Raw genomic sequence first — 20,531 nt, 5'->3', positions numbered from 1 at the left:
TCAGGCATTCGGCGGCAGGTCCGTCCCCGCGCCGCGCCGCCGTACAGCGACCAGATCGGTACGCGCGGCGGTCACCGTCTCCGCCGCGGGTGCCCCGGCGGCGGCCGGAACCGTCGCCGCGGCGCTCTCGCCGTGCTCGCAGGAGCCGCAACCCCCGTCGTGCGTGCCGCAGTCGGCCGCGGCGGCCTGATCGGCCCGGTGCTGGGGCAGCGTCGTGGTGCCGGCTCCCTCCACCTCGAAGCCCGCGTCGGCGATCATGTCGAGGTCGGTCTGGCCCGCCTGGCCCTCGCTGGTCAGGTAGTCGCCGAGGAAGATCGAGTTGACCAGGTTCAGGGCCAGCGGCTGCATCGTCCGCAGATGGACCTCGCGGCCGCCGGCCAGCCGCACCTCGACGTCCGGGCAGACGAAGCGGACCATCGCCAGGATCCGCAGGCAGCGCTGCGGGGTGAGGTTCCACTCCTCGGCCAGCGGGGTGCCCTCGAACGGGATCAGGAAGTTCACCGGCACCGAGTCCGGGTCGAGTTCGCGCAGCGAGAACACCACGTCCACCAGGTCCGCGTCGCTCTCGCCCATCCCCGCGATCAGACCGGAGCACGCCGACAGGCCGGCCGCCTGGGCCTGCTGCACGGTGTCCACCCGGTCGGCGAAGGTGTGGGTGGTGGTGATGTCGCCGTAGGTGTTCTCCGAGGTGTTGAGGTTGTGGTTGTACGCGTCGGCGCCTGCCTCACGCAGCCGCCGCGCCTGGCCGTCGGACAGCAGCCCGAGGCAGGCGCAGACCTCGACCTCCTCGTGCTCGCCCTTGATCGCCGCGATGGTCTGGGAGACCCGGTCCACGTCCCGGTCGGTGGGACCGCGCCCGCTGGCCACCAGGCAGACCCGCTTGGCGCCGCCGGCCACCCCGGCGCCCGCCGCGGCGGCGGCCTCGTCCGGTTTGAGCCAGGTGTACTTGAGGATGTCGGCCTTCGAGCCGAGCCGCTGCGAGCAGTACGAGCAGTCCTCGGGGCAGAGCCCCGACTTGAGGTTCACCAGGTAGTTCAGCTTGACCCGGCGGCCGAACCACTGGCGGCGCACTCTGCCCGCCGCGGCCACCACGTCGAGCAGGTCGTCGTCGGAGGTCTTCAGGACGGCCAGCGCCTCGTCCCGGGTGGGCAGCTCGCGACGCAGCCCCTTGTCCACCAGCGTGGTCAGCAGATCCATGAGGGCGATCCTCGCTCACGAGGGCGCCCGCGGCCAATGGCGGACCGCACAACAGAGGTGGCCGGGAGTGTGTGCATCACCACACCGGGTACAGGTGTGCGGGCCAGTACGTTGCTGGTGACGTACCGGACAGCAGGCCAGCGACCCCAGGGAACACCGTGAACAGCACGCGAGCACCGCAGCCGCCCACCGGGCCGGGGCCCTTCGACTGGGTCGGCGGGCAGGCCGCGGTGCGCGCCGCCGCCGGGCTGCGGCGCGAACTGCGCCCGCGCCCCGCGGACTCGGCGCTGCTCGACCTCGCCGGCAACGACTACCTGGGCCTGACTCGGCACCCCGAGGTGACCCGGGCCGGCGCCGACGCCTGCCTGCGCTGGGGCGCGGGATCCACCGGCTCCCGGCTGGTCACCGGGAGCACCGCGCTGCACGCCGAACTCGAGGCGGAGATCGCCGAGTTCACCGGCTTCGAGGCGGCGCTCGTACTGGCCTCCGGCTACGCGGCCAACCTCGCCGCGGTCACCGCGCTCACCGGCCCCGGCACCCTGCTGGTCTCCGACGCGGGCAACCACGCCTCGCTGATCGACGGCTGCCGGCTGTCCCGCGCCACCACCGAGGTCGTCAGGCACGCGGCCCCGGACGCCGTACGCAAAGCACTGCGGGGGCACGAGGGGCCGTCCGTCGTGGTCAGCGACTCGGTGTTCTCGGTGGACGGCGACGCCGCCCCGCTGCCGGAACTGTCGGCGGCCTGCCGGACCTACGGCGCCGGGCTGTTGATCGACGACGCGCACGGGCTCGGCGTGCTGGGCGACGGCGGCCGGGGCGCCGCGCGGGGCGCCGGACTGGCCGGGGCGCCCGACGTGGTGTGCACGGCGACGCTGTCCAAGTCGCTGGGCGCGCAGGGCGGGGTGGTGCTCGGGCCGGCCGCGGTGATCGAGCACCTGGTGAACACCGCCCGTACCTTCATCTTCGACACCGGTCTGGCACCGGCCGCGGTGGGCGCGGCGCTCGGCGCGCTGGGGGTGCTGCGCCGGGAGCCCGAGCGCGCGGAGCGGGCCCGCGGGGTGGCCGGGGAGTTCCACCGGCGGCTGACCGCGGCCGGCCTCGACGTGACCGCCCCCGACGCCTGCGTGGTCTCGGTGCGCGCGCCGTCGGCCGACGACGCGGTGCGCTGGGCCGCGCGCTGCCGGGACGAGGGCCTGGCCGTCGGCTGCTTCCGGCCGCCGTCCGTGCCCGACGGGATCTCCCGGCTGCGGCTGACCGCCCGCTGCGACCTGACGGAGGGCCAGATCGAAGCGGCGGTCGCCGCAATCGCGAGGACCGCGCCGCGCGGCTGAACAAAACCGGGCAGAGCGCGGACGGAATCGGGCGGTGCGTGAACGGAACCGAGCGGGAGCGAGCGGGACCGAGCGGTTCAGGACCGGACGAGTTCGTCCCCGCTCAGTGCCCGCACGAACTCCGACCAGGCGCCGGGCGCGAAGAGCAGCGCCGGCCCCTGCCGGTCCTTGGAGTCACGGACGGCCAGCAGACCGGTGGCGAGTCTCGCCGTCTCCACGCAGTTGTTCGCGGCGGTGCTGTGGCTGCTGCGCCGCCACGTCACGCCGGAAAGCGCCGCACTGGAGGAAACGTACCGGGACAGAGCTGCCATGGAGCCCCCTTCTTAGTGCGCCCGCCTGTCGTTGGGCCCGGCTATCACGACATATCGTCCGCGATCTTACCGATCAGCGCCACGGACTCGTCGTCAGGAAGAGCAAACTTACACAATCGGGCGAATGCGGCACCGTACGCTGCGACATCCTCTTTCCGATCGACATAGAGACTACTCGTCAAATGGTCAATAACAACCACGTCGAGATCGGCAATGCGCGGAAATGAGAAGACAACGAACGAACCCGTAACTCCTATGTGCCCGCCGGCGGCGAACGGCAAGACCTGTAACCGGACATTCGGCAGTTCCGCGGCCCCGGCCAGCGCCCGCAGCTGAGCGGCCATCACCTCGGGGCCGCCGACACCGCGGCGCAGTACCGCCTCGTCGAGCACCGCCCACAGCTCCAGCGGCGGGTCCTGCCGCAGCACCGCCTGCCGGGCGATCCGCACGTCGACCAGGGCGTCGGCCTCGCGCGGTCCGAGTTCGGGCATGACGTCACCGGTCAGTGCCTTGGCGTAGGCCCGGGTCTGCAGCAGCCCGGGCACCACGTTGTTCTCCATCGACCTGGCCCGCCTCGCCCCGGTCTCCAGGCTGATGAAGTCCCGGTACTCCACCGGCAGTACGTCGCGGAAGTCGTGCCACCAGCCGCGCTGGTGGCCCTGCCCGGCCAGCGTGTCGGCCAGCTCCCTGGTGTCCTCGTCGCGCACCGCGTAGACGTCGAGCAGTACGGTGACGTCCTCGGCGCTGACGCTGCTGCGGCCGGTCTCGATCCGGCTGACCTTCGACTGGTGCCAGCCCGCGAGCCGGGCCGCCTCCCCACTTGTCAGACCGGCCAGATCACGTAGCCGGCGCAGCTCCTCGCCGAGCCTGCGCCGGCGTACGGCGGGCATTCGTTCCATGGTGCTTCGGACCTCCAGAAGTGCGCGGTGTGACGGTATGGGAACCGTTACGACAGTGTGCCGACCTAATGCGTTCTCACGTAGCAGAGTTCACCGATTTGAGCGACAGATATATGCATTGTGCTGTGCGACACCGGCAATGGCGGCACGATTAGTGGCACTCTGGCGCGAACCCGCCGCATCCGGGCCCACTTCCGGGCCCGCATCGGACGGCCGCCACGCACCGGAGCCCGGTCACGGCGGGAAAGGGACTGTGTCGCGATGGCAGATCTTCAGGAAGCGTCCATCACCCTGCCGAGCGAGCCGGCGTCGGTGACGACGGCCCGCCGCTACGTGTGCGGGCTGCTCACCGACTGGGGCATGCCGGACGGGGACCCGGCCACCGACTCGGTCCGGCTCATGGTCTCGGAGCTGGCCACCAACGCGGTGCTGCACACCTCGGGCATGTCCCCGACCTTCACCATCGACGTCCGGTGGGAGCGGGGTGAGCGGTTGCACATCGGCGTGACCGACAGCCACCCGCGCTGGCCGCAGCGGCTACCCGGGGCCGTGCAGCAGGACAACGGGCGCGGGATGGTGATCATCCGTCACCTCACCGCGGAGTCCGGCGGCAGGCTCCAGGTCACGCCGACCGACGAGGGCGGCAAGACGGTCTGGGTGATGATCCCCTGGGCGGTGCCGGTGCGTTGACCGCACCGGCGCCGCCCGGCGGGTCAGCCCACCCGCCCGTACCAGACACCCCCCGTCCAGATCTTCTCCAGCCGCACCCGGGCGCCGGTCTTGGGCGCGTGCCAGATCCGGCCGTCGCCCGCGTAGATGCCGACGTGGTAGACCGAGGAGCTCGCCGAGCCGCTGTGGAAGAACACCAGGTCGCCGACCCGGCGGGAGCCGGCGGAGATGTGCTTGGTGCTGCCGTACTGCGCGGCGGCGGTGCGGGGGAGGGTCTTGCCGGCCCGCTTGAACGAGTAGAGGGTCAGCCCGGAGCAGTCGAAGCGGCTGGGGCCCGCCGCGCCCCACTGGTAGGGCGAGCCCTTCTTCGAGGCGGCGACCCCGAGCGCCTTGGCGGCCTGGGTGGCGGCCTCGGCCCGCTGCGCGGTGTGCGGCAGCAGCGGTGGTACGGCGACCACGGCGGCGGTCAGGACGGAAGCGGCGCCGATCCGGGTCAGCCGGGTGGACACGCGGTTGGGCGTGGTCATGCGCAACCCTTCGTCGTCAGCCTGCGAAGGATGACCTGTCGGGTTCGGGCAGGCGAAGATGCCCGGCCGCGTGCTGCGGCTTCACCCCAAGGAGTGGCCCGGATGCGTTCCGGACCGGCCCCGTCGTGCCTGGGTCCTCCGCTCCCGCCGTTGCACTCGAGTCGCGACCTGGCATCCGCGCGCCGGCGGGATTGGGCTTCCGCGCGGACCGCCCCGCCACGGCGGCGGGGGCTTGTCGTCACTACGGATCGTCACGCACACCGGCCGCCGCGACCGGGCGGGAAACGCGCTATGTGATGCTCGTCACATGTCATCCGATCGAGTGAATGTCCGCTCGCGAAAGCCCGACCGGTGCGACTACCGCACCGCCTGACCTGCGCGCGGCTCATATCCGCGGGTCGGCGTCAAGCCGCCACGCGCAAGTCGGACGCCGCGTTTCCGGCGGCTTCCGGCTACCCCAACGGAGGTGGCCGCTACCGCCGTGCGGGGGACCCCCTGCCGCTGAGTGACCGGCCCGGCGATCGACCGGCGGTGCGACGCCGCTCGGCCGGCCGGTCCCCGGCGGGTACGTCTGGCGGTTCAGTCCGGCGGCCCGGGAGCCCGTTCCGGCGCCACCACGACCAGCGACGACCGGCGCTCGCCGTCCAGCACCCGCAGCGCCCGCCCGAGGGTGGCGTGGTGGAAGGCGGACTCGCCGCGCAGGTGCATCGTGGCCAGCGCGTCACGCAGCTCCGCCGCCCGGCCGACCAGCGCCTGGGCGGCCCGCAGCGCGCTGTAGGTGTCGGCGGTCCGCGACGGGTTGATCCGGCCGAGCAGGTCGACGATCTCCAGGTAGCTGTCGATCAGTTCGCCCTCCGACCGGGTCAGGGCGGGCAGCGGCGGCAGTTCGGGTACCACCGCGGCTCACCGCGGCCGGTACGCGGGGATCGACTTGCGGCTGCTCGTCACCCGGTCCACCAGCCCGTAGGCCACCGCGGCCTCGGCGTCGAAGACCTTGTCCCGCTCGATGTCCGCGCTGATCCGGTCCGCGTCCTGGCCGGTGTGCCGGGTGAGCATCGCCTCCAGCCGCTCGCGGGTGCGCAGCAGCTCGTTGGCCTGGATCTCCAGGTCGGAGGTGTCGCCCTGCACCACGTCGCCCAGCGACGGCTGGTGGATCAGGATCCGGGCGGCCGGGGTCATCATCCGCTTGCCGGGCGCGCCGGCCGCGAGCAGCACCGCGGCGGCCGAGGCCGCCTGCCCGATGCACACCGTGGCGACGTCCGGGGTCACGAACTGCATCGTGTCGTAGATCGCCGTCATCGCCGAGAACGAGCCGCCGGGGGAGTTGATGTAGATGTTGATGTCCTGCTCGGGGGCGCTGCTCTCCAGGTGGATGAGCTGGGCCATCACGTCGTTGGCCGCGGTGTCGTCGATCTGCGTGCCCAGGAAGATGATCCGCTCCTGGAGCAGCTTGGAGTACGGATCCGTGGTGAGGGTCCCGTTGCTGGTGCGCTCGGTGAACTGCGGCAGCACGTAGCGGGCGGTGGGACGGATCATGGCGTGCACCTCCATACGTTCAAAATGTACAGGACGTACATCTCGTTATGATGGGGAGCATGACTCACGACGTCCCGGTCACACAAGCGCGTTCGCAGCTCGCGGAACTGGTCAACCGCGTGGTCTACGGCGGCGAACAGGTGGTACTCACCCGCCACGGCAAGCCGCTCGTGGCCCTGGTGTCAGCCGCTGACCTGCAACGACTCCGCGATCTTGACGAACAGGCCGAGGAGCACGCGGTCAGTGCGGTCAGCACGATCAGCACCGGCCCGTCCGCCAAGGGTGAACGCCAGCGGTTCGGGATCGCCGCGGAGCACCGCGGACCGGAGATCCGCTGACCACGGGCAGCGGTTCGTAACCGGTGTTCGTAACAGGCGTTAACACGGTCGAAATCCCGCCGAACTAATCTCGCGGGTCCTGACGACTGTGAGGTGTGGCTGTGCGGTTGACCCCCCATGAACAGGAACGCCTGCTCGTACACGTTGCCGCCGACGTGGCGCGGCGCCGCCGCGAGCGCGGGCTGCGGCTGAACCATCCGGAGGCCGTCGCGCTGATCACCTCGCACCTGCTCGAAGGCGCGAGGGACGGCCGCACCGTCGCCGAACTGATGGCGTCCGGCCGCACGGTGCTGACCCGCGACGACGTCATGGAGGGGATTCCCGAGATGATCCACGACGTGCAGGTCGAGGCCACCTTCCCGGACGGCACCAAGCTCGTCACCGTCCACGACCCGATCGTCTGACGGGGGAGCCGCCGTGATTCCAGGAGAGATCGTCCACGCCCAGGACCCGGTGCCGCTGAACGCCGGCGCCCCGGTCACCCGGCTGGCCGTGCTCAACGCCGCCGACCGCCCGGTGCAGGTCGGCTCGCACTACCACTTCGCCGAGGCCAACCCCGGCCTGGAGTTCGACCGCGCGGCGGCGCACGGCCTGCGGCTGAACATCCCGGCCGGCACCGCCGTACGCTTCGAGCCCGGCATCCCCGCCGAGGTGGAACTCGTGCCCGTAGCCGGAAGCCGGATCGTCGCCGGACTGCGCGGCCAGACCGCCGGAGCCCTCGATGGCTGAACTGTCCCGCGCCGTCTACACCGACCTCTACGGCCCCACCACCGGCGACCGGATCCGGCTCGCCGACACCGACCTGCTGGTGGAGATCGAACGGGACCTGGCCGGCGGCCCCGGACTGGCCGGCGAGGAGGCGGTGTTCGGCGGCGGCAAGGTCATCAGGGAGTCGATGGGCCAGGGGCGGGCGACCCGCGCCGAGGGCGCGCCGGACACGGTGATCACCGGCGCGGTCGTGCTGGACCACTGGGGGATCGTCAAGGCCGACGTCGGCATCAGGGACGGGCGGATCGCCGCGCTCGGCAAGGCCGGCAACCCCGAGACCATGGACGGTGTGCACCCGGACCTGGTGATCGGCCCGGAGACCGAGGTGATCGCCGGCAACGGCATGATCCTCACCGCCGGAACCATCGACGCGCACGTGCACTTCATCTCGCCGACCCTGATGCGGCAGGCGCTGAGCACCGGGGTCACCACCGTGCTCGGCGGCGGCACCGGGCCGGCCGAGGGCAGCAAGGCCACCACCGTCACCCCCGGCGCGTGGCACCTGGGCCGGATGTTCGCGGGCCTGGAGGAGTACCCGGTCAACGTCGGGCTGCTCGGCAAGGGCAACACCGTCAACCAGCAGTCGCTGTACGACCAGTTGCGGGCCGGGGCGGTCGGCTTCAAGATCCACGAGGACTGGGGGGCCACCCCCGCCGCGATCGACGCGTGCCTGACGGTGTGCGAGGCGACCGGCGCGCAACTGGCCATCCACACCGACACGTTGAACGAGGCCGGCTTCGTCGAGGACACCCTCGCGGCGATCGCCGGGCGCGGCATCCACGCGTACCACACCGAGGGTGCGGGCGGCGGGCACGCGCCGGACATCATCACGGTGGTCTCGCAGCCGCACGTGCTGCCGTCCTCGACCAACCCGACCCGGCCGCACACCGTCAACACCGTCGAGGAGCACCTCGACATGCTGATGGTCTGCCACCACCTGAACCCCGCCGTGCCGGAGGACCTGGCCTTCGCCGAGTCGCGGATCAGGCCCTCCACCATCGCGGCCGAGGACGTGCTGCACGACCTCGGTGCGATCAGCATCATCAGCTCCGACTCGCAGGCGATGGGCCGGATCGGCGAGGTGGCGCTGCGCACCTGGCAGACCGCGCACGTCATGAAGCGGCGGCGCGGCGCGCTGCCGGGCGACGGCCCGGCCGACAACCACCGGGCACGTCGCTATGTCGCCAAATACACCATCAACCCGGCGGTGGCGCAGGGCCTCGACCACGAGATCGGCTCGGTCGAGCCGGGCAAGCTGGCCGATCTGGTGCTGTGGGAACCGGCGTTCTTCGGCGTCAAGCCGCAACTGGTCATCAAGGGCGGGCAGATCGCCTACGCGCAGATGGGCGACGCCAACGCGTCCATCCCCACGCCGCAACCGGTGCTGCCCCGGCCGATGTTCGGCGGGGTCGGCGCCGCGCCCGCGCTGAACTCCGTCAACTTCGTGACCCAGGCGGCGATCGACGACGGGCTTCCCGAACGGCTCGGGCTCGGCAAGCAGTTCGTCGCCGCGGGCGGCACCCGGGCGCTGACCAAGGCCGACATGCGGGAGAACGACGCGCTGCCGAGGGTCGAGGTCGAACCCGACACGTTCACCGTGCGGATCGACGGTGAGGTGGTGGAGCCCGCTCCGGCCGCCGAACTGCCCATGGCCCAGCGGTACTTCCTCTTCTGAGCGGGGCACCGACACCATGACCCACGCTGTGCGGGCCGCGCTGCTGCTGCTCGCCGACGGCCGCTTCCCGGCCGGCGGCCACGCGCACTCCGGCGGCGCGGAGTCCGCGGTCGCCGACGGCCGGATCCGCGACGCGGCGACGCTCGCCGGCTTCTGCCGCGGGCGGCTGCACACCACGGGACTGGTCGCCGCCGCACTGGCCGCGGCGGCGACCGCCGGGCTCGACCCGCTCGGGCTCGACGAGGCGGCGGACGCCCGGACACCGTCACCCGCGCTGCGCGCGGTGTCCCGGCGGCTCGGCCGCCAGCTGACCCGGGCCGCCCGCGCGGCCTGGCCGGCCCCCGCCCTCGACCAGCTCGCCGCGGCCCGCCCGCGCGGCGCGCACCAGCCGGTCGTCCTCGGCGTCACCGCCGCCGCGGCCGGCCTCTCACCGCTTGACGCCGCATACGCCGCCGCCTACGAGTCCGCCGCGTCCCCGGCCACCGCGGCGGTCCGCCTCCTCAGCCTCGACCCGTTCCACGCCACGGCGGTACTGGCCCGGCTGTCCCCGGAGATCGACGCGGTGGCCGCCGCGGCGGCCACGGCGGCGACCCGCGCCCTGACCGAAGGCCCGGCCGCCCTCCCCGCCCCATCGGCCCCGCTGCTCGACATCGCCGCCGAGTCCCATGCGACCTGGCCGGTACGGCTGTTCGCGTCATGAGCGGCACGCGCAGCAAGGGGGAGCACGGCCAGCGACCCGCGTCGGGCGCTCAGGCCGGGCCGGAGGCAACGACCCGTCATCCGTTCATCCTCAAGGGAGTTGGCCATGCACCTCGATCATCCTGAGACGTTTCCCGAGCGGTACGCGCACTCATCTCCCGTGCTCGACGGGGGCGGCCGGCGGCGAGCCCTGCGGGTGGGGCTCGGGGGACCTGTCGGGTCGGGGAAGACGGCCACGGTCGCCGCGTTGTGCCGGCGGCTGCGGGCGGAGCTGGCGATCGGGGTGGTCACCAATGACATCTACACCCGGGAGGACGCCGACTTCCTGCTGCGCAACGCCGTGCTGCCCGCCGAGCGGATCGTCGCGGTGGAGACCGGGGCCTGCCCGCACACCGCCATCAGGGACGACATCTCGGCGAACCTGGAGGCCGTCGAGGACCTGGAGCAGGCGGTGGGACCGCTCGACCTGGTGCTCGTCGAGTCCGGTGGCGACAACCTCACCGCGACCTTCTCCAAGGGCCTGGTGGACGCCCAGATCTTCGTGATCGACGTGGCCGGCGGCGACGACATCCCGCGCAAGGGCGGCCCCGGGGTGACCACCGCCGACCTGCTGGTGGTCAACAAGACCGACCTCGCCCCGTACGTCGGCGCCGACCTGGAGCGGATGGCCCGCGACGCCGCCGCCCAACGCGGGGCGCTGCCCGTGCTGTTCACCTCGCTCGCCGCCCCCGACGGCATCGCCCCGGTCGCGGCCTGGATCGGCGAACGGCTCGCCGCCTGGGCCTCGGTGGCCGGATGACCCTCGCCCCGCCGCGCCCCCGCGCCGTCCGGGCCACCGCGCGGATCGGCGCGGTGGCCGACGGCCGCGGCGGCACCGCGCTGCCGCTGCTCGCCGGCGACGGCCCGCTCGCCCTGCGCAGGACCCGGGCGCCCGGCGGCGGCGCCGCGGTCACCGTGGTCGGCGCCATGAGCGCGCCGCTCGGCGGCGACCGGCTGCGGATCGAGGCGGAGTGCGCGGCGGGCGCCCGGCTGACGGTGGGGTCGGCCGCCGCCACCGTCTCGCTGCCCGGCGGCAGCGGCGAGCAGGCGGCCTACGACGTCCGGCTGACCGTCGGCGCCGGCGCCGAACTGCACTGGCTGCCCGAGCCGGTGATCGCCGCCCGGGGCAGCGACCTGCGGATGACCACCCGCGCCGAACTCGCCGCGGACGCCACCCTGTTGCTCCGCGAGGAGCAGATCCTCGGCCGGCACGCGGAGCCCGCCGGTGACCTCACCACCCGGCTCACCGTCCGGGTGGACGGCCGCCCGCTGCTCGACCAGACCCTGGCCTTCGGCCCCCGCACCCCCGCCTGGGACGGCCCCGCCGCGCTCGGCGGCTACCGCGCGGTGGGCCAACTCCTGCTGGTCCGCCCGTCGTTCGCGCAGGCGCCGAAGGCGGTGACGCTGACCCGGGACCCGGCCGAGGGGCAGGCCGTCCTCACCCCGCTGGCCGGACCGGCCGTCCTGGTCACCGCCGTGGCCCGCGACGGCCTGCACCTGCGCCGGCTGCTCGACCGCGGCCTGGCGGCGGCCCGCGCGGAGAGCTGACCCGACGCCCGCCGCGTCGAGCTGACCCGACGCCCGCGCGCAAGAGCAAAAGGGAAGCGCCGCGCGGCGCCCGGGACGGCGACCGCGCGGCGCTCGAAAGGGCCGCCGAGGGTCAGTCGGCGGTCACGGTGGCCGGCAGGCTGAGGTTTCCGGTCAGCGGCAGGTTGCGGGACGAGTCGCCGACCAGGATCTGGTAGGTCCCCGCACCCGCCACCCAGTGGCCCGCACTGGTGCTCCAACTGGCCAGGTCATGCGTGGAGACGGTGAAGGTGACCGTCCCGGAGGCGCCCGCCGCCAGGTTGAGGCGCTGGAATCCCTTCAGTTGGTGCGGTGGTTCGCCGGCCGACGCGGGATCGGCCACGTAGAGCTGGGCGACCTCCGCGCCCGCTCTGCTTCCGGTGTTGGTGACCGTCGCGGTGACGGTGGCCTTGCCGTCGGCGATCGCCCCGACGTGCAGGTTCCCGAACGAGAAGTTCGTGTACGACAGGCCGAACCCGAAGGGGAACAGCGGTGTGCTGCCGGCTGTGTCGTACCAGCGGTAGCCGACCTTGAGGCCCTCGGAGTAGTCCACGTGGCCGTCGGCGCCCGGCCACTGCGCGGTGGTGCTGGCCGGCACCTGGGAGAGCGAGGCCGGGAAGGTCACCGGCAGGTGCCCGGACGGGTTCACGTCGCCGAACAGCAGCGCCGCGATGGCCCGGCCGTACTCCTGGCCGTCGTAGAAGCCCTCGAAGACGCCCGCGACCTGGCCCAGCCAGGGCATCAGGATCGCCGAGTTGTTGTTGAGCACCACGATGGTGTGCGGGTTGGCCGCCGCCACCGCGGAGATCAGCGCGTCCTGGTTGTTCGGCAGGTTCAGCGAGGTGTTGTCGGCCTCCTCGTGCCCGTAGTTGTCCGACGCGAAGACGACCGCCACGTCCGAGGTCCTGGCCAGCGCGGCGGCTGCCGCCGGGTCGGTGCCCTCGTCGTAGCTGACCTTCGCCGAGGTGTCGGCCAGCCGCTGCTGTATGCCGACCACCGGTGTGAACGTGCCGGAGCTGGTGACGGTGCCGCTGCCGCCGCCGATGGTCTGGGTGCCGGGGCCGGCGTCCTGGCCGATCACCGCCACCGAGGACAGCGCGCCCGCGTTCAGCGGCAGCACGCCGTTGTTCTTGAGCAGGACGGTGCCCTCCTCGACGCCCTGCCGGGCGACCGCGGTGTGGGCCGGCGTGGTGACCAGCGCCTTGTTGTTGCCGCTCGGCGCCTTGTCGAACATCCCGAACCTGAACATCTGGGTCAGCACCCGGGAGGTCATGGTGTCCACGGTCGCCTGGCTGACCTGGCCGTTCTGCACGGCCTGGATCAGGAAGTCGGCGTAGTAGTAGCCGCCGGGCATCTCCACCGTCATGCCGGCGTTCGCCGACTCCACGGTGGAGTGCGCGCCGCCCCAGTCGGAGGTGACGAAGCCGGTGAAGCCGGCCTGCTGGTAGAGCCCCTTGTTGAGGATGTCCGGGTTCTGGCACGACGGCTCGTTGTTGACGTTGCTGTACGCGCACATCACCGCCGCCGCCCCGCCCTGCTTGATGGCGGTCTGGAAGGCCGGCAGGTAGATCTCCTGCAGGGTCCGCGCGTCGACGTTCACCGTGCCCGCCGGCTGCTCGATGTTGTACGCGGCCGCGTGCTTGACCTCGGCCATCACGCCCTTCTGCTGGATGCCCTCGATGTCGGCGGCGCCCATCTGCCCCGACAGGTACGGGTCCTCGCCGAACGTCTCGTACGAGCGGCCCCAGCGCGGGTCGCGGATGATGTTGATCGTCGGGCCGAGGGCCACGTTCACGCCCTTGCCGGCGAACTCCTCGCCGACCGCGTTGCCGTACGCCTGCTCCCACTGGGGGTCGAAGGTCGCCGCCGACACCATGCCGGACGGCATCTGCGTCACCCCGCCGAGCCCGTCACCGACCCCGGCCGGGCCGTCCTCCAGGTTGAGGTCGGGGATGCACAGCGACGGTATGCCGTCGATCTTGCCGATGTAGTCCGGGTCGTCGGTGCCGTGCAGCATCGCGACCTTCTGCTGGAGCGTCATCTGCCCCATCAGCTGCGCGACCCGGGTGGACGTGGCCGCCGTCGAGTTGAGCCAGGCGCAGTTGCCGGGCGCCGGCTTCGTGGGCGGCGGCGGGATCGTCCCCGTCACCCCGCCGACGGTGTACACCTCGAACTCCCACAGTGCGTAGCCGTACGTGGTCGCCCGCGCGGTGCCGTACATCCGCACGTAGCGGCCGGTGCCGGAGACGTCCAGGCTCTGCTTGCCGCCGGGGCCGTTCGCCGTGGAGTACAGCTGCCGCCAGGTGGTGCCGTCGTCGGACACCTGGATCTGGAAGCCCTTGGCGTACGCGTTCTCCCACTGCAGCACGACCCGGCAGACCGGCAGGCTCGCGCCGAGGTCGACCTGCAGCCACTGCGGGTCGGACGAGGCGCTGGACCAGCGGCTGATGGTGCTGCCGTCCACCGCGTAGTAGGCGGCGTAGCCCGGGTCGTCGTCCTGGAGCGAGGAGGCGGTGGCCGGGTGGCCGAGCGCGGCGTTGGTGGTGCCGCAGTTGCCGTCGCCGCCGGTGCCTCCGGTGTCGCCGCCCCCGGTGTCACCGCCGGTGCCGCCGGCCGTGGTGCCGCTGCCGCCGGTGTGGACCTGGAGCTCCCACAGCGAGTAGCCGTAACCCGTGGCGCGCGCGGTGCCGTTCATCCGTATGTAGCGGCCGGTACCGGCCACCGTGAGGGTCTGGTTGCCGCCGGTTCCGGTGGTGGTGGAATAGGCGGGGGTCCAGGTGGTGCCGTTGTCGGACAGCTGGATCTGGAAGGCGGTGGCGTAGGCCGCCTCCCACTTCAGGATGACCTGGCACACCGTCACGCTGGAGCCCAGGTCGACCTGCAGCCACTGCGGGTCGGTGGCGGCGCTCGACCACCGGGTGCCGTCGTTGCCGTCCACGGCCGCCGAGGCCGGGGTGCCGCCGTTCTCGGTGGAGGAGGCGGTGGCGGGCTGGTTCTGCGCCGCGTTCTGCGTTCCGCAGGCGGCGCCGGTGTTGCCGCCGCCCGCCGTGCCGAACACCTGGAACTCCCAGAGCGAGTAGCCGTAGGCGGTGCCGCGGGCCGTTCCGTACATCCGGACGTAGCGCCCGGAATCGTTTACGGTGAGCGTCTGCGTACCGCCGGTTCCGGTGGTGGTGGAGTAGATCGGCTTCCAGGTGGAGGCGTCGTCCGACACCTGGATCTGGAACGCCTTCCCGTACGCCGTCTCCCACTTCAGGACGACCTGGGTGATGGACGCGGTGGAGCCCAGGTCCACCTGGACCCACTGCGGGTCGGCGGCGGCGCTCGACCACCGGGTGCCGTCGTTGCCGTCCACGGCCGCCGAGGCCGGGGTGCCGCCGTTCTCGGTGGACGAGGCGGTGGCCGGCCGGCCCTGCGACAGCAGCGTGGGTGCGGCGTGCGCCGACCCGGCGGTGGCGAACAGCGAGGCGAGCAGCGCCAGTACGGAGGCGAGTGCCACCCACAGGACGGGTGGTCTCTTGGCGGTCTTCGGATTCCAGGGACGCTTGAGGCGTGTGACGCGATGCATGGCAGACATGTCTCTTTCGCAGTGGGGGGAGGACAGGCTGGTGCCGTTGTGGGGGAGGACAGCGCTAGGAGAGCGCTCTCCAACGCGGAAGTGAACCGGCCCGCCGAGGGTGGCGTCAAGGGTCGTGTGCCAAGGGAAGGCAATGGTGCGGAAGCGGTGGGGCCACCGGGGCGATGCGGCCTGGCGGAGCCCTCGTTCTCTCGCCCGTATCCGCCGCGACGGCAGCCGGCGCCGTGAGAGAACCGCTCAACTGTCCTACCGCATGCGCCCGGACCTCATCCCGTGCCCATCGCCTCGGCGAACAGCGCCACCGCACCGCGCGGATCGGGGCGGTGGACGAGTTCCACCCGGTGCGCCAGCCGCGGTTCGGTCACCGGTACGGCCGCGGTGCCGGCCGCCAGGTCCCCGGGCGCCGCCGAGCGGGGGAGTGCCGCCAGCCCGTGGCCGGCCGCGACCAGCGCCAGCAGCGTACGGACATCGGGTCCGTCATAGCGCAGGGCCGCCGGAAAGCCGCCGCCGGTGGCCGCGCGCAGGTCGGCGAGCGGGGCCGCGCAGGCCGGGGCGTCCAGCCACAGCGCGTCGGCCAGGTCGCCCAGCCGCAGGCCGGCGCGGCCGGACAGCGGGTGGCCTGCGGGCAGCAGCACGCACAGCGGCTCCTCGCCGCAGCCGGTCACGGTCAGGCCCGCGTCCTGCGGGAGGTGCAGCGGGTCGGTGGGGGCGGCGACCCCGCCCACCAGACCCGCGTCGAGGTCACCCGCGGCGACCGCGGCGGTCAACTCGGCCCGGTCCAGGGCCCGTAGCGTCACCTCGGCGCGCGGCAGCGCGGCCCTCAGCGTGGCGAGCGCGTCCGCCGCCCGCGGCCCGAAGGCGATGCCGCAGACGCCTAGGGCGAGCGCGGCGGCGGGCGCCCCGGCGACCCGTACGACGTCCGCGCGGGCCGCCGCGAGACGGGTGAGCAGCGGTCCGGCGTGATCGAGCAGCCGGGCGCCCGCCTCGGTGGGCGCGACCGGCCGCCGGCTCAGCAACTCCGTGCCGAGGTCCGCCTCCAGCGCGGCGATGTGCTGGGAGACGGCTGACTGCGTGTAGCCCAACTCCCCGGCCGCCGCCGAGAACGACCCCAGGCGGGCGATGGCGGTGAACGTGCGCAGCAGATGCGGATCCATGGCCATCAGTATTACTGATGCCGAGACCACTGATCATCGTTGGACGTGATACTTCTCGGCGTCGCACGATGAGTCCCATGACCTCCGAGACCCGTTCCGCCGGCGCCCGGCCGGCCCGCCCCCGCACCGCCAGGATCGCCCTGATCGGCGACCGCTCCCCGGCCGTCCGCTCGCACCAGCGGGTGCCCGTCCTGTTCGGCGCGCTCCGCGAGCGGCACGGCCTGCCGGTCGACGCCTACTGGATCCCCACCGAGGACGCCGAACTGCCGGGCGCCGTCACCGGGTTCGACGCCGTCTGGGCGCTGCCGGGCAGCCCGTACCGCAGCGAGGCGGGCGCGCTCGCCGCGATCCGCACCGCCCGCGAGGACGGCATCCCCTTCCTCGGCACCTGCGGCGGCTTCCAGCACGCGCTGCTCGAATTCGCCCGCGACGCCTGCGGGTTGGCCCGCGCCCGGCACGCCGAGAACGACCCGGAGGCCGCGGGGGGCTCCGGCAGCGCGGGCGGCACGGACATCCTGATCGCGCCGCTCAGCTGCTCGCTGGTCGGCCGCGAGGGCCGGCTGCGCACCCTGCCGGGCAGCCTCGCCGAGCGGCTGCTCGGCAGCCGGGAGAGCGTCGAGCGCTACCACTGCGCCTACGGGCCGGTGCGCGCGCTGGTGCCGCGTCTCGAGGAGGGCGGCATGCGGTTCACCGCCCATGACAGCGAGGGCGAGCCCCGGGTCGCCGAGCTGCCGGGGCACCCGTTCTACCTCGCCGCGCTCTTCCAGCCGGAGCTGGCCGGCGACGGCACCGTCCCGCACCCGTACCTGCGGGCGTTCGCCGAGGCCGCCGTACGGCACGCGGGGCAGGCCAACTCCCCGGTCTGACGCCGTTCTGACGGTTTCTCACCGGGCCTTCTGACGGCGGCTGACCCGACGTCACCCGTCTGGCCCCGTTCGCGGCGGCCGGGCGGCGGGAACGATCCGCACATCAGCACTGCGATCACCGCGGCCGCCCGCCGCGGTCCGGAGGGGGAGGTCAGGAAGTGCGTCGTACGCTCGCGCTCGTGTCCGCCGGCGCGCTGGTCGCCGGGGCCGTCGCCGCGGCACCGGCGGTGGCCGCCGCGCCGCCGCATGCCGGCCTGCCCGGGACGATCACCGTGCCGGCGGCCGTCGGCCAGCTGATCGCCGCCGCGGACGCCCGCCGGCAGGGCATCGACTGGTCGGCCTGCCCGGCCGGCTGGAGCCTGCCCGCGCCGGTCAGCTGCGGCTACGTCACCGTGCCGGTGGACTACACCCGGCCGTACGGCGACAGCATCCGGCTGGCCGTGGACCGGGCCGCGAGCACCGGCACCCCGGCCGAGCGGCAGGGCTCGCTGATCTACAACCCCGGCGGCCCGGGCGGCTCGGGGCTGCGCTTTCCGCTGCGCACCACCACCTCCGCCGCGCTGTGGAAGAAGACGGCCAAGGCGTACGACTTCGTGGGCTTCGACCCGCGCGGTGTCGGCCACTCCGCGCCGATCTCCTGCCAGGACCCGAGCGCCTACGTGGCCGCGCCGAAGGCCGACCCGGTGCCGGACGACGAGGCCGACAAGCAGGCGCAGCGCAAGCTGGCGGCCGAGTACGCCGACGGCTGCCTGGAGCGGACCGGCGCCGCGATGCTCTCCCAGATGACCACCGTCAACACCGCCCGCGACCTGGACGTGATCCGGGCCGCGCTGCGCGAGCAGCGGCTGAACTACCTGGGCGCCTCGTACGGCACGTACCTCGGCGCCGTCTACGCCACGCTCTTCCCCACCCACGTCCGCCGGATGATCGTCGACAGCGTCGTCAACCCCGACCCCGGCCAGATCTGGTACCGCAACAACCTGGACCAGGACGTCGCCTTCGAGGGGCGCTGGCAGGACTGGGAGAAGTGGGTCGCCCGCTACGACTCCGTCTACCACCTCGGCAGCACCGCGGCGAAGGTGCAGGCGAAGTGGCTGGCGCTGCGCGCCGCCGTCAAGGCGCACCCGGCCGGCGGCGTGGTCGGCCCGGCCGAACTGATCGGCTTCTTCCAGAACGCGCCCTACTACGACTCCGACTGGCCGACCGTCGCGGGAGTGTGGAGCAGGTACGAGGCCGGCGACACCAAGGCGCTGACCGACGCGGCCGGCCCCGACCTGTCCGACACCGCGGGCAACAAGACCGCGGAGAACGGCACCGCCGTCTACACCGCCGTGGAGTGCACCGACGCCAAGTGGCCCGCGAGCTGGCCCCGTTGGGACCGGGACAACACCGCGCTCAACGCCGAGTACCCCTTCCTGACATGGTCCAACGCCTGGCTCAACCTGCCCTGCGCCACTTGGGGAGTACGGCAGCAGCGCCCGGTGGACGTGACCTCGCGGCCCGGACTGCCCGGGGTGCTCATCGTGCAGAGCACCCGTGACGCGGCCACCCCCTACGCGGGCGCGCTCGAACTGCACCGCAGGCTGGCCGGATCGCGGCTGGTCACCGAGCGGGACGCGGGCTCGCACGGCGTCACCGGACTGGTCAACCCGTGCGTCAACTCCCGGGTCGACGCCTACCTGCTGGAGGGCACCCTCGACGCCCGCGACGTGACCTGCGGCCCGCACGCGGCACCGGTCCCCGCGACGTCGTAGGGACCGCCGGCGGCGCGCGATGCGGCGGCGAGGGAGGGCCCGCACCGGGGGCGGGCGAGCGCCTTGCACGACGGGTGAGACGCGATATAGCGTGACCGGTGTCCCGTTTCCCCAGGAGGTCCCCGGTGTCCGAACTGACGCCACGGCAGCACCACTCGGACGGGCGGCTGCGGGCCTCCGACGAGGAGCGCGACCGTACCGCCGCCGTGCTCGGCGACGCCCTGGCCACCGGCCGGCTCTCCGCCGAGGAGCACAACGAGCGGCTGGAGGCGACCTACGCCGCCCGCACCCTGGGCGAGCTGGCGCCGATCACCGCGGACCTGCCCGTGCCGGGCGCCCACACCGAGGCGCTGCCGCCGTTCGAGAACGCGCCGGTGCGGGCGCTGTTCAGCAAGGTGCGGCGGTCAGGCCAGTGGCCGGTGCCGCCGCACACCGTCGCCAGGGCGCAGTTCGGCGCGATCGTGATCGACCTGCGGCAAGCGGTGTTCACCCGCCGCGAGGTCGTCATCGAGGCCAACTCCTTCTGCGGCAAGGTCGTGATCGTCGCCCCGGACGACGCCCAGGTCTACGACACCGGCACGGCGCTGTTCGGCAAGCGCTCGCAGACCGGGCGCCGGGAGGCCAAGGGCGGTGACGGGCCGGTGATCCGGATCACCGGGCGCTCGGTGTTCGGCCATGTCCGGGTCACCCGGCGCTTCAAGTGGCCCTGGCACGAGTCCCGCTGAGCCCCCGCCGCACGGGGAGCGGCCGGTCAGGAGGACTTGCGGCGCAGCCGGGCGGCCACACCGTGCGCCTGCTCCGCCTTCACCTCGCCCGCGTACCGGTCCACGTACTCCTGCCCCGACATCGCCAGGATCTCGTACATGATCTCGTCGGTCACCGACCGCACCGCGTACCGCTGCTCGGCCATGCCGGCGTAGCGGCTGAAGTCCAGCGGCTCGCCGAACCGGATGGTGACCCGGCCGATCCGCGGGATCTTCCGCCCCGGCGGCTGGAGTTCGAAGGTGCCGACCATCGCGCAGGGGATCACCGGCACCCCGGCGCGCAGCGCCATCACCGCCACGCCGGTGCGCCCCCGGTACATCCGCCCGTCGTGCGAGCGGGTGCCCTCCGGGTAGATGCCCAGCAGCTCGCCGCGGCCCAGCACGCCGAGCGCCGCGTCGATCGCCGACGAGCCCCTGCCGCCGGAGCGGTCCACCGGGATCTGCCCGATACCGCGGAAGAACGCCGCGGTCAGCCGGCCCTTGAAGCCCCGGCCGGTGAAGTACTCGGCCTTCGCCAGGAAGGTGATCCGGCGCGGCAGGATCGCCGGCATCACGAAGTGGTCGGAGAACGACAGGTGGTTGCCCGCGATGATGGCGGCGCCGGACTCCGGCACGTGCTCCATGCCCTCGATCCGCGGCCTGAACAGCAGCCGCAGCAGCGGCCCGAGGATGACGTACTTGAGCACACGGTAGAACACTTGCGGCTGCCTCCCCCTCGACCGGAACGCACCGCCCGGTGCTCCGGTGTCCCGGCAGAGTAGTGCCCTTACGGCCGGTGACGCGAGAGCGGGCGGCGGGCGGACCCGCCGGCGCCGCTCGGACCCGCCGGGCCACCTGCCGTCGCCGCGCGGGCCGGCCGGG

21 protein-coding genes and 1 riboswitch are annotated in these 20,531 nt (G+C 73.1%); of the genes, 12 read left to right on the top strand and 9 right to left on the bottom strand.

From position 1 onward, the window contains the following. Positions 1-1,197, bottom strand: coding sequence for a biotin synthase BioB (bioB, locus tag ACQPW6_RS01905; RefSeq protein WP_433887738.1), 1,197 nt, complete (start codon positions 1,195-1,197; stop codon positions 1-3). Between the two features lie 158 nt (positions 1,198-1,355). Here bioB and ACQPW6_RS01900 point away from each other — a divergent pair, with 158 nt between their 5' ends. Continuing rightward, positions 1,356-2,528, top strand: a complete 1,173-nt coding sequence (locus ACQPW6_RS01900; protein ID WP_433887737.1) for an 8-amino-7-oxononanoate synthase — start codon at positions 1,356-1,358, stop codon at positions 2,526-2,528. A gap of 77 nt (positions 2,529-2,605) precedes the next feature. Here ACQPW6_RS01900 and ACQPW6_RS01895 read toward each other — a convergent pair whose 3' ends face one another. Both ACQPW6_RS01895 and ACQPW6_RS01890 read right to left on the bottom strand, forming a co-directional pair. Continuing rightward, on the bottom strand, positions 2,606-2,839 hold the full coding sequence (locus ACQPW6_RS01895) for a DUF397 domain-containing protein (RefSeq protein ID WP_433887736.1): 234 nt from the start codon (positions 2,837-2,839) through the stop codon (positions 2,606-2,608). A 44-nt stretch (positions 2,840-2,883) separates the two neighbouring features. Further along, on the bottom strand, positions 2,884-3,738 hold the full coding sequence (locus ACQPW6_RS01890) for a helix-turn-helix domain-containing protein (protein ID WP_433887735.1): 855 nt from the start codon (positions 3,736-3,738) through the stop codon (positions 2,884-2,886). 261 nt (positions 3,739-3,999) lie between these two features. Between ACQPW6_RS01890 and ACQPW6_RS01885 the strand changes: the two genes are divergently transcribed. Then, the gene (locus ACQPW6_RS01885) at positions 4,000-4,428 is read left to right on the top strand and encodes an ATP-binding protein (protein ID WP_433887734.1); all 429 of its coding nucleotides are present in this window, start codon (positions 4,000-4,002) and stop codon (positions 4,426-4,428) included. Positions 4,429-4,451: 23 nt separating this feature from the next. Here the strand turns inward: ACQPW6_RS01885 and ACQPW6_RS01880 are convergent, their stop codons facing one another. From ACQPW6_RS01880 to ACQPW6_RS01870, 3 genes are all read right to left on the bottom strand, one after another. Continuing rightward, entirely contained in the window at positions 4,452-4,934 is a 483-nt protein-coding gene (locus ACQPW6_RS01880) for a C40 family peptidase (protein ID WP_433887733.1), read from the bottom strand. Between the two features lie 3 nt (positions 4,935-4,937). Next, positions 4,938-5,106, bottom strand: a riboswitch (cyclic di-AMP (ydaO/yuaA leader). 407 nt (positions 5,107-5,513) lie between these two features. Continuing rightward, complete coding sequence (locus tag ACQPW6_RS01875) at positions 5,514-5,831, bottom strand: hypothetical protein (protein WP_433887732.1); 318 nt, start codon at positions 5,829-5,831, stop codon at positions 5,514-5,516. A gap of 6 nt (positions 5,832-5,837) precedes the next feature. Continuing rightward, on the bottom strand, positions 5,838-6,470 hold the full coding sequence (locus ACQPW6_RS01870; protein ID WP_433887731.1) for an ATP-dependent Clp protease proteolytic subunit: 633 nt from the start codon (positions 6,468-6,470) through the stop codon (positions 5,838-5,840). A 59-nt stretch (positions 6,471-6,529) separates the two neighbouring features. Between ACQPW6_RS01870 and ACQPW6_RS01865 the strand changes: the two genes are divergently transcribed. The 7 genes from ACQPW6_RS01865 to ACQPW6_RS01835 all read left to right on the top strand — a co-directional run bounded on the left by ACQPW6_RS01865 (position 6,530) and on the right by ACQPW6_RS01835 (position 11,537). Beyond that, positions 6,530-6,808 (top strand): type II toxin-antitoxin system Phd/YefM family antitoxin, encoded by a 279-nt coding sequence (locus ACQPW6_RS01865; protein ID WP_433887730.1) that lies wholly within the window; start codon positions 6,530-6,532, stop codon positions 6,806-6,808. Between the two features lie 101 nt (positions 6,809-6,909). Further along, positions 6,910-7,212: an urease subunit gamma gene (locus tag ACQPW6_RS01860; RefSeq protein ID WP_433887729.1), complete on the top strand. Its 303-nt coding sequence runs from the start codon at positions 6,910-6,912 to the stop codon at positions 7,210-7,212. A gap of 13 nt (positions 7,213-7,225) precedes the next feature. Then, the gene (locus tag ACQPW6_RS01855) at positions 7,226-7,537 is read left to right on the top strand and encodes an urease subunit beta (RefSeq protein WP_433887728.1); all 312 of its coding nucleotides are present in this window, start codon (positions 7,226-7,228) and stop codon (positions 7,535-7,537) included. After that, positions 7,530-9,251, top strand: coding sequence for an urease subunit alpha (locus tag ACQPW6_RS01850; RefSeq protein WP_433887727.1), 1,722 nt, complete (start codon positions 7,530-7,532; stop codon positions 9,249-9,251). Before ACQPW6_RS01855 ends, ACQPW6_RS01850 begins: the two co-directional genes overlap by 8 nt. Positions 9,252-9,267: 16 nt before the next feature. Further along, positions 9,268-9,951 carry an urease accessory protein UreF gene (locus ACQPW6_RS01845; protein WP_433887726.1) on the top strand — a complete coding sequence of 228 codons (684 nt, stop codon included), beginning with the start codon at positions 9,268-9,270 and terminating at the stop codon, positions 9,949-9,951. 105 nt (positions 9,952-10,056) lie between these two features. Beyond that, on the top strand, positions 10,057-10,749 hold the full coding sequence (gene ureG, locus ACQPW6_RS01840; RefSeq protein WP_433887725.1) for an urease accessory protein UreG: 693 nt from the start codon (positions 10,057-10,059) through the stop codon (positions 10,747-10,749). Next, positions 10,746-11,537 carry an urease accessory protein UreD gene (locus ACQPW6_RS01835; RefSeq protein WP_433887724.1) on the top strand — a complete coding sequence of 264 codons (792 nt, stop codon included), beginning with the start codon at positions 10,746-10,748 and terminating at the stop codon, positions 11,535-11,537. Before ureG ends, ACQPW6_RS01835 begins: the two co-directional genes overlap by 4 nt. Positions 11,538-11,649: 112 nt before the next feature. On the opposite strand, the gene ACQPW6_RS01830 is transcribed toward ACQPW6_RS01835, so the two are convergent. Together ACQPW6_RS01830 and ACQPW6_RS01825 are read right to left on the bottom strand one after the other, a co-directional pair. Then, the gene (locus tag ACQPW6_RS01830) at positions 11,650-15,123 is read right to left on the bottom strand and encodes a discoidin domain-containing protein (protein WP_433887723.1); all 3,474 of its coding nucleotides are present in this window, start codon (positions 15,121-15,123) and stop codon (positions 11,650-11,652) included. A 275-nt stretch (positions 15,124-15,398) separates the two neighbouring features. After that, a complete protein-coding gene (locus ACQPW6_RS01825; RefSeq protein ID WP_433887722.1) occupies positions 15,399-16,286 on the bottom strand; it encodes a LysR family transcriptional regulator in 888 nt (295 codons plus the stop codon). Positions 16,287-16,363: 77 nt separating this feature from the next. Here ACQPW6_RS01825 and ACQPW6_RS01820 point away from each other — a divergent pair, with 77 nt between their 5' ends. From ACQPW6_RS01820 to ACQPW6_RS01810, 3 genes are all read left to right on the top strand, one after another. Next, positions 16,364-17,152 (top strand): CTP synthase C-terminal region-related (seleno)protein, encoded by a 789-nt coding sequence (locus tag ACQPW6_RS01820; protein ID WP_433887721.1) that lies wholly within the window; start codon positions 16,364-16,366, stop codon positions 17,150-17,152. Positions 17,153-17,310: 158 nt separating this feature from the next. Then, positions 17,311-18,906 carry an alpha/beta hydrolase gene (locus tag ACQPW6_RS01815; RefSeq protein ID WP_433887720.1) on the top strand — a complete coding sequence of 532 codons (1,596 nt, stop codon included), beginning with the start codon at positions 17,311-17,313 and terminating at the stop codon, positions 18,904-18,906. A 125-nt stretch (positions 18,907-19,031) separates the two neighbouring features. Continuing rightward, positions 19,032-19,631, top strand: coding sequence for a DUF1707 SHOCT-like domain-containing protein (locus ACQPW6_RS01810; RefSeq protein ID WP_433887719.1), 600 nt, complete (start codon positions 19,032-19,034; stop codon positions 19,629-19,631). Positions 19,632-19,657: 26 nt separating this feature from the next. Here ACQPW6_RS01810 and ACQPW6_RS01805 read toward each other — a convergent pair whose 3' ends face one another. After that, positions 19,658-20,368 carry a lysophospholipid acyltransferase family protein gene (locus tag ACQPW6_RS01805; RefSeq protein ID WP_433887718.1) on the bottom strand — a complete coding sequence of 237 codons (711 nt, stop codon included), beginning with the start codon at positions 20,366-20,368 and terminating at the stop codon, positions 19,658-19,660. Positions 20,369-20,531 lie beyond the last annotated feature (163 nt).

The organism is Streptomyces sp. CA-111067, assembly GCF_050956065.1.
In the GTDB taxonomy this organism is placed as follows: Bacteria; Actinomycetota; Actinomycetes; order Streptomycetales; family Streptomycetaceae; genus Actinacidiphila.
Note: the sequence above shows the minus strand (reverse complement) of the source record. Positions and strands in the feature narration are given on the sequence as shown.

Bases quoted from the DNA above. Each gene is read 5' to 3' on its own strand.
- bioB (WP_433887738.1), bottom strand. From the start codon at position 1,197: ATGGATCTGCTGACCACGCTGGTGGACAAGGGGCTGCGTCGCGAGCTG.
- ACQPW6_RS01895 (WP_433887736.1), bottom strand. From the start codon at position 2,839: ATGGCAGCTCTGTCCCGGTACGTTTCCTCCAGTGCGGCGCTTTCCGGC.
- ACQPW6_RS01890 (WP_433887735.1), bottom strand. From the start codon at position 3,738: ATGGAACGAATGCCCGCCGTACGCCGGCGCAGGCTCGGCGAGGAGCTG.
- ACQPW6_RS01885 (WP_433887734.1), top strand. From the start codon at position 4,000: ATGGCAGATCTTCAGGAAGCGTCCATCACCCTGCCGAGCGAGCCGGCG.
- ACQPW6_RS01880 (WP_433887733.1), bottom strand. From the start codon at position 4,934: ATGACCACGCCCAACCGCGTGTCCACCCGGCTGACCCGGATCGGCGCC.
- ACQPW6_RS01870 (WP_433887731.1), bottom strand. From the start codon at position 6,470: ATGATCCGTCCCACCGCCCGCTACGTGCTGCCGCAGTTCACCGAGCGC.
- ACQPW6_RS01865 (WP_433887730.1), top strand. From the start codon at position 6,530: ATGACTCACGACGTCCCGGTCACACAAGCGCGTTCGCAGCTCGCGGAA.
- ACQPW6_RS01850 (WP_433887727.1), top strand. From the start codon at position 7,530: ATGGCTGAACTGTCCCGCGCCGTCTACACCGACCTCTACGGCCCCACC.
- ACQPW6_RS01845 (WP_433887726.1), top strand. From the start codon at position 9,268: ATGACCCACGCTGTGCGGGCCGCGCTGCTGCTGCTCGCCGACGGCCGC.
- ureG (WP_433887725.1), top strand. From the start codon at position 10,057: ATGCACCTCGATCATCCTGAGACGTTTCCCGAGCGGTACGCGCACTCA.
- ACQPW6_RS01835 (WP_433887724.1), top strand. From the start codon at position 10,746: ATGACCCTCGCCCCGCCGCGCCCCCGCGCCGTCCGGGCCACCGCGCGG.
- ACQPW6_RS01830 (WP_433887723.1), bottom strand. From the start codon at position 15,123: ATGCATCGCGTCACACGCCTCAAGCGTCCCTGGAATCCGAAGACCGCC.
- ACQPW6_RS01825 (WP_433887722.1), bottom strand. From the start codon at position 16,286: ATGGATCCGCATCTGCTGCGCACGTTCACCGCCATCGCCCGCCTGGGG.
- ACQPW6_RS01820 (WP_433887721.1), top strand. From the start codon at position 16,364: ATGACCTCCGAGACCCGTTCCGCCGGCGCCCGGCCGGCCCGCCCCCGC.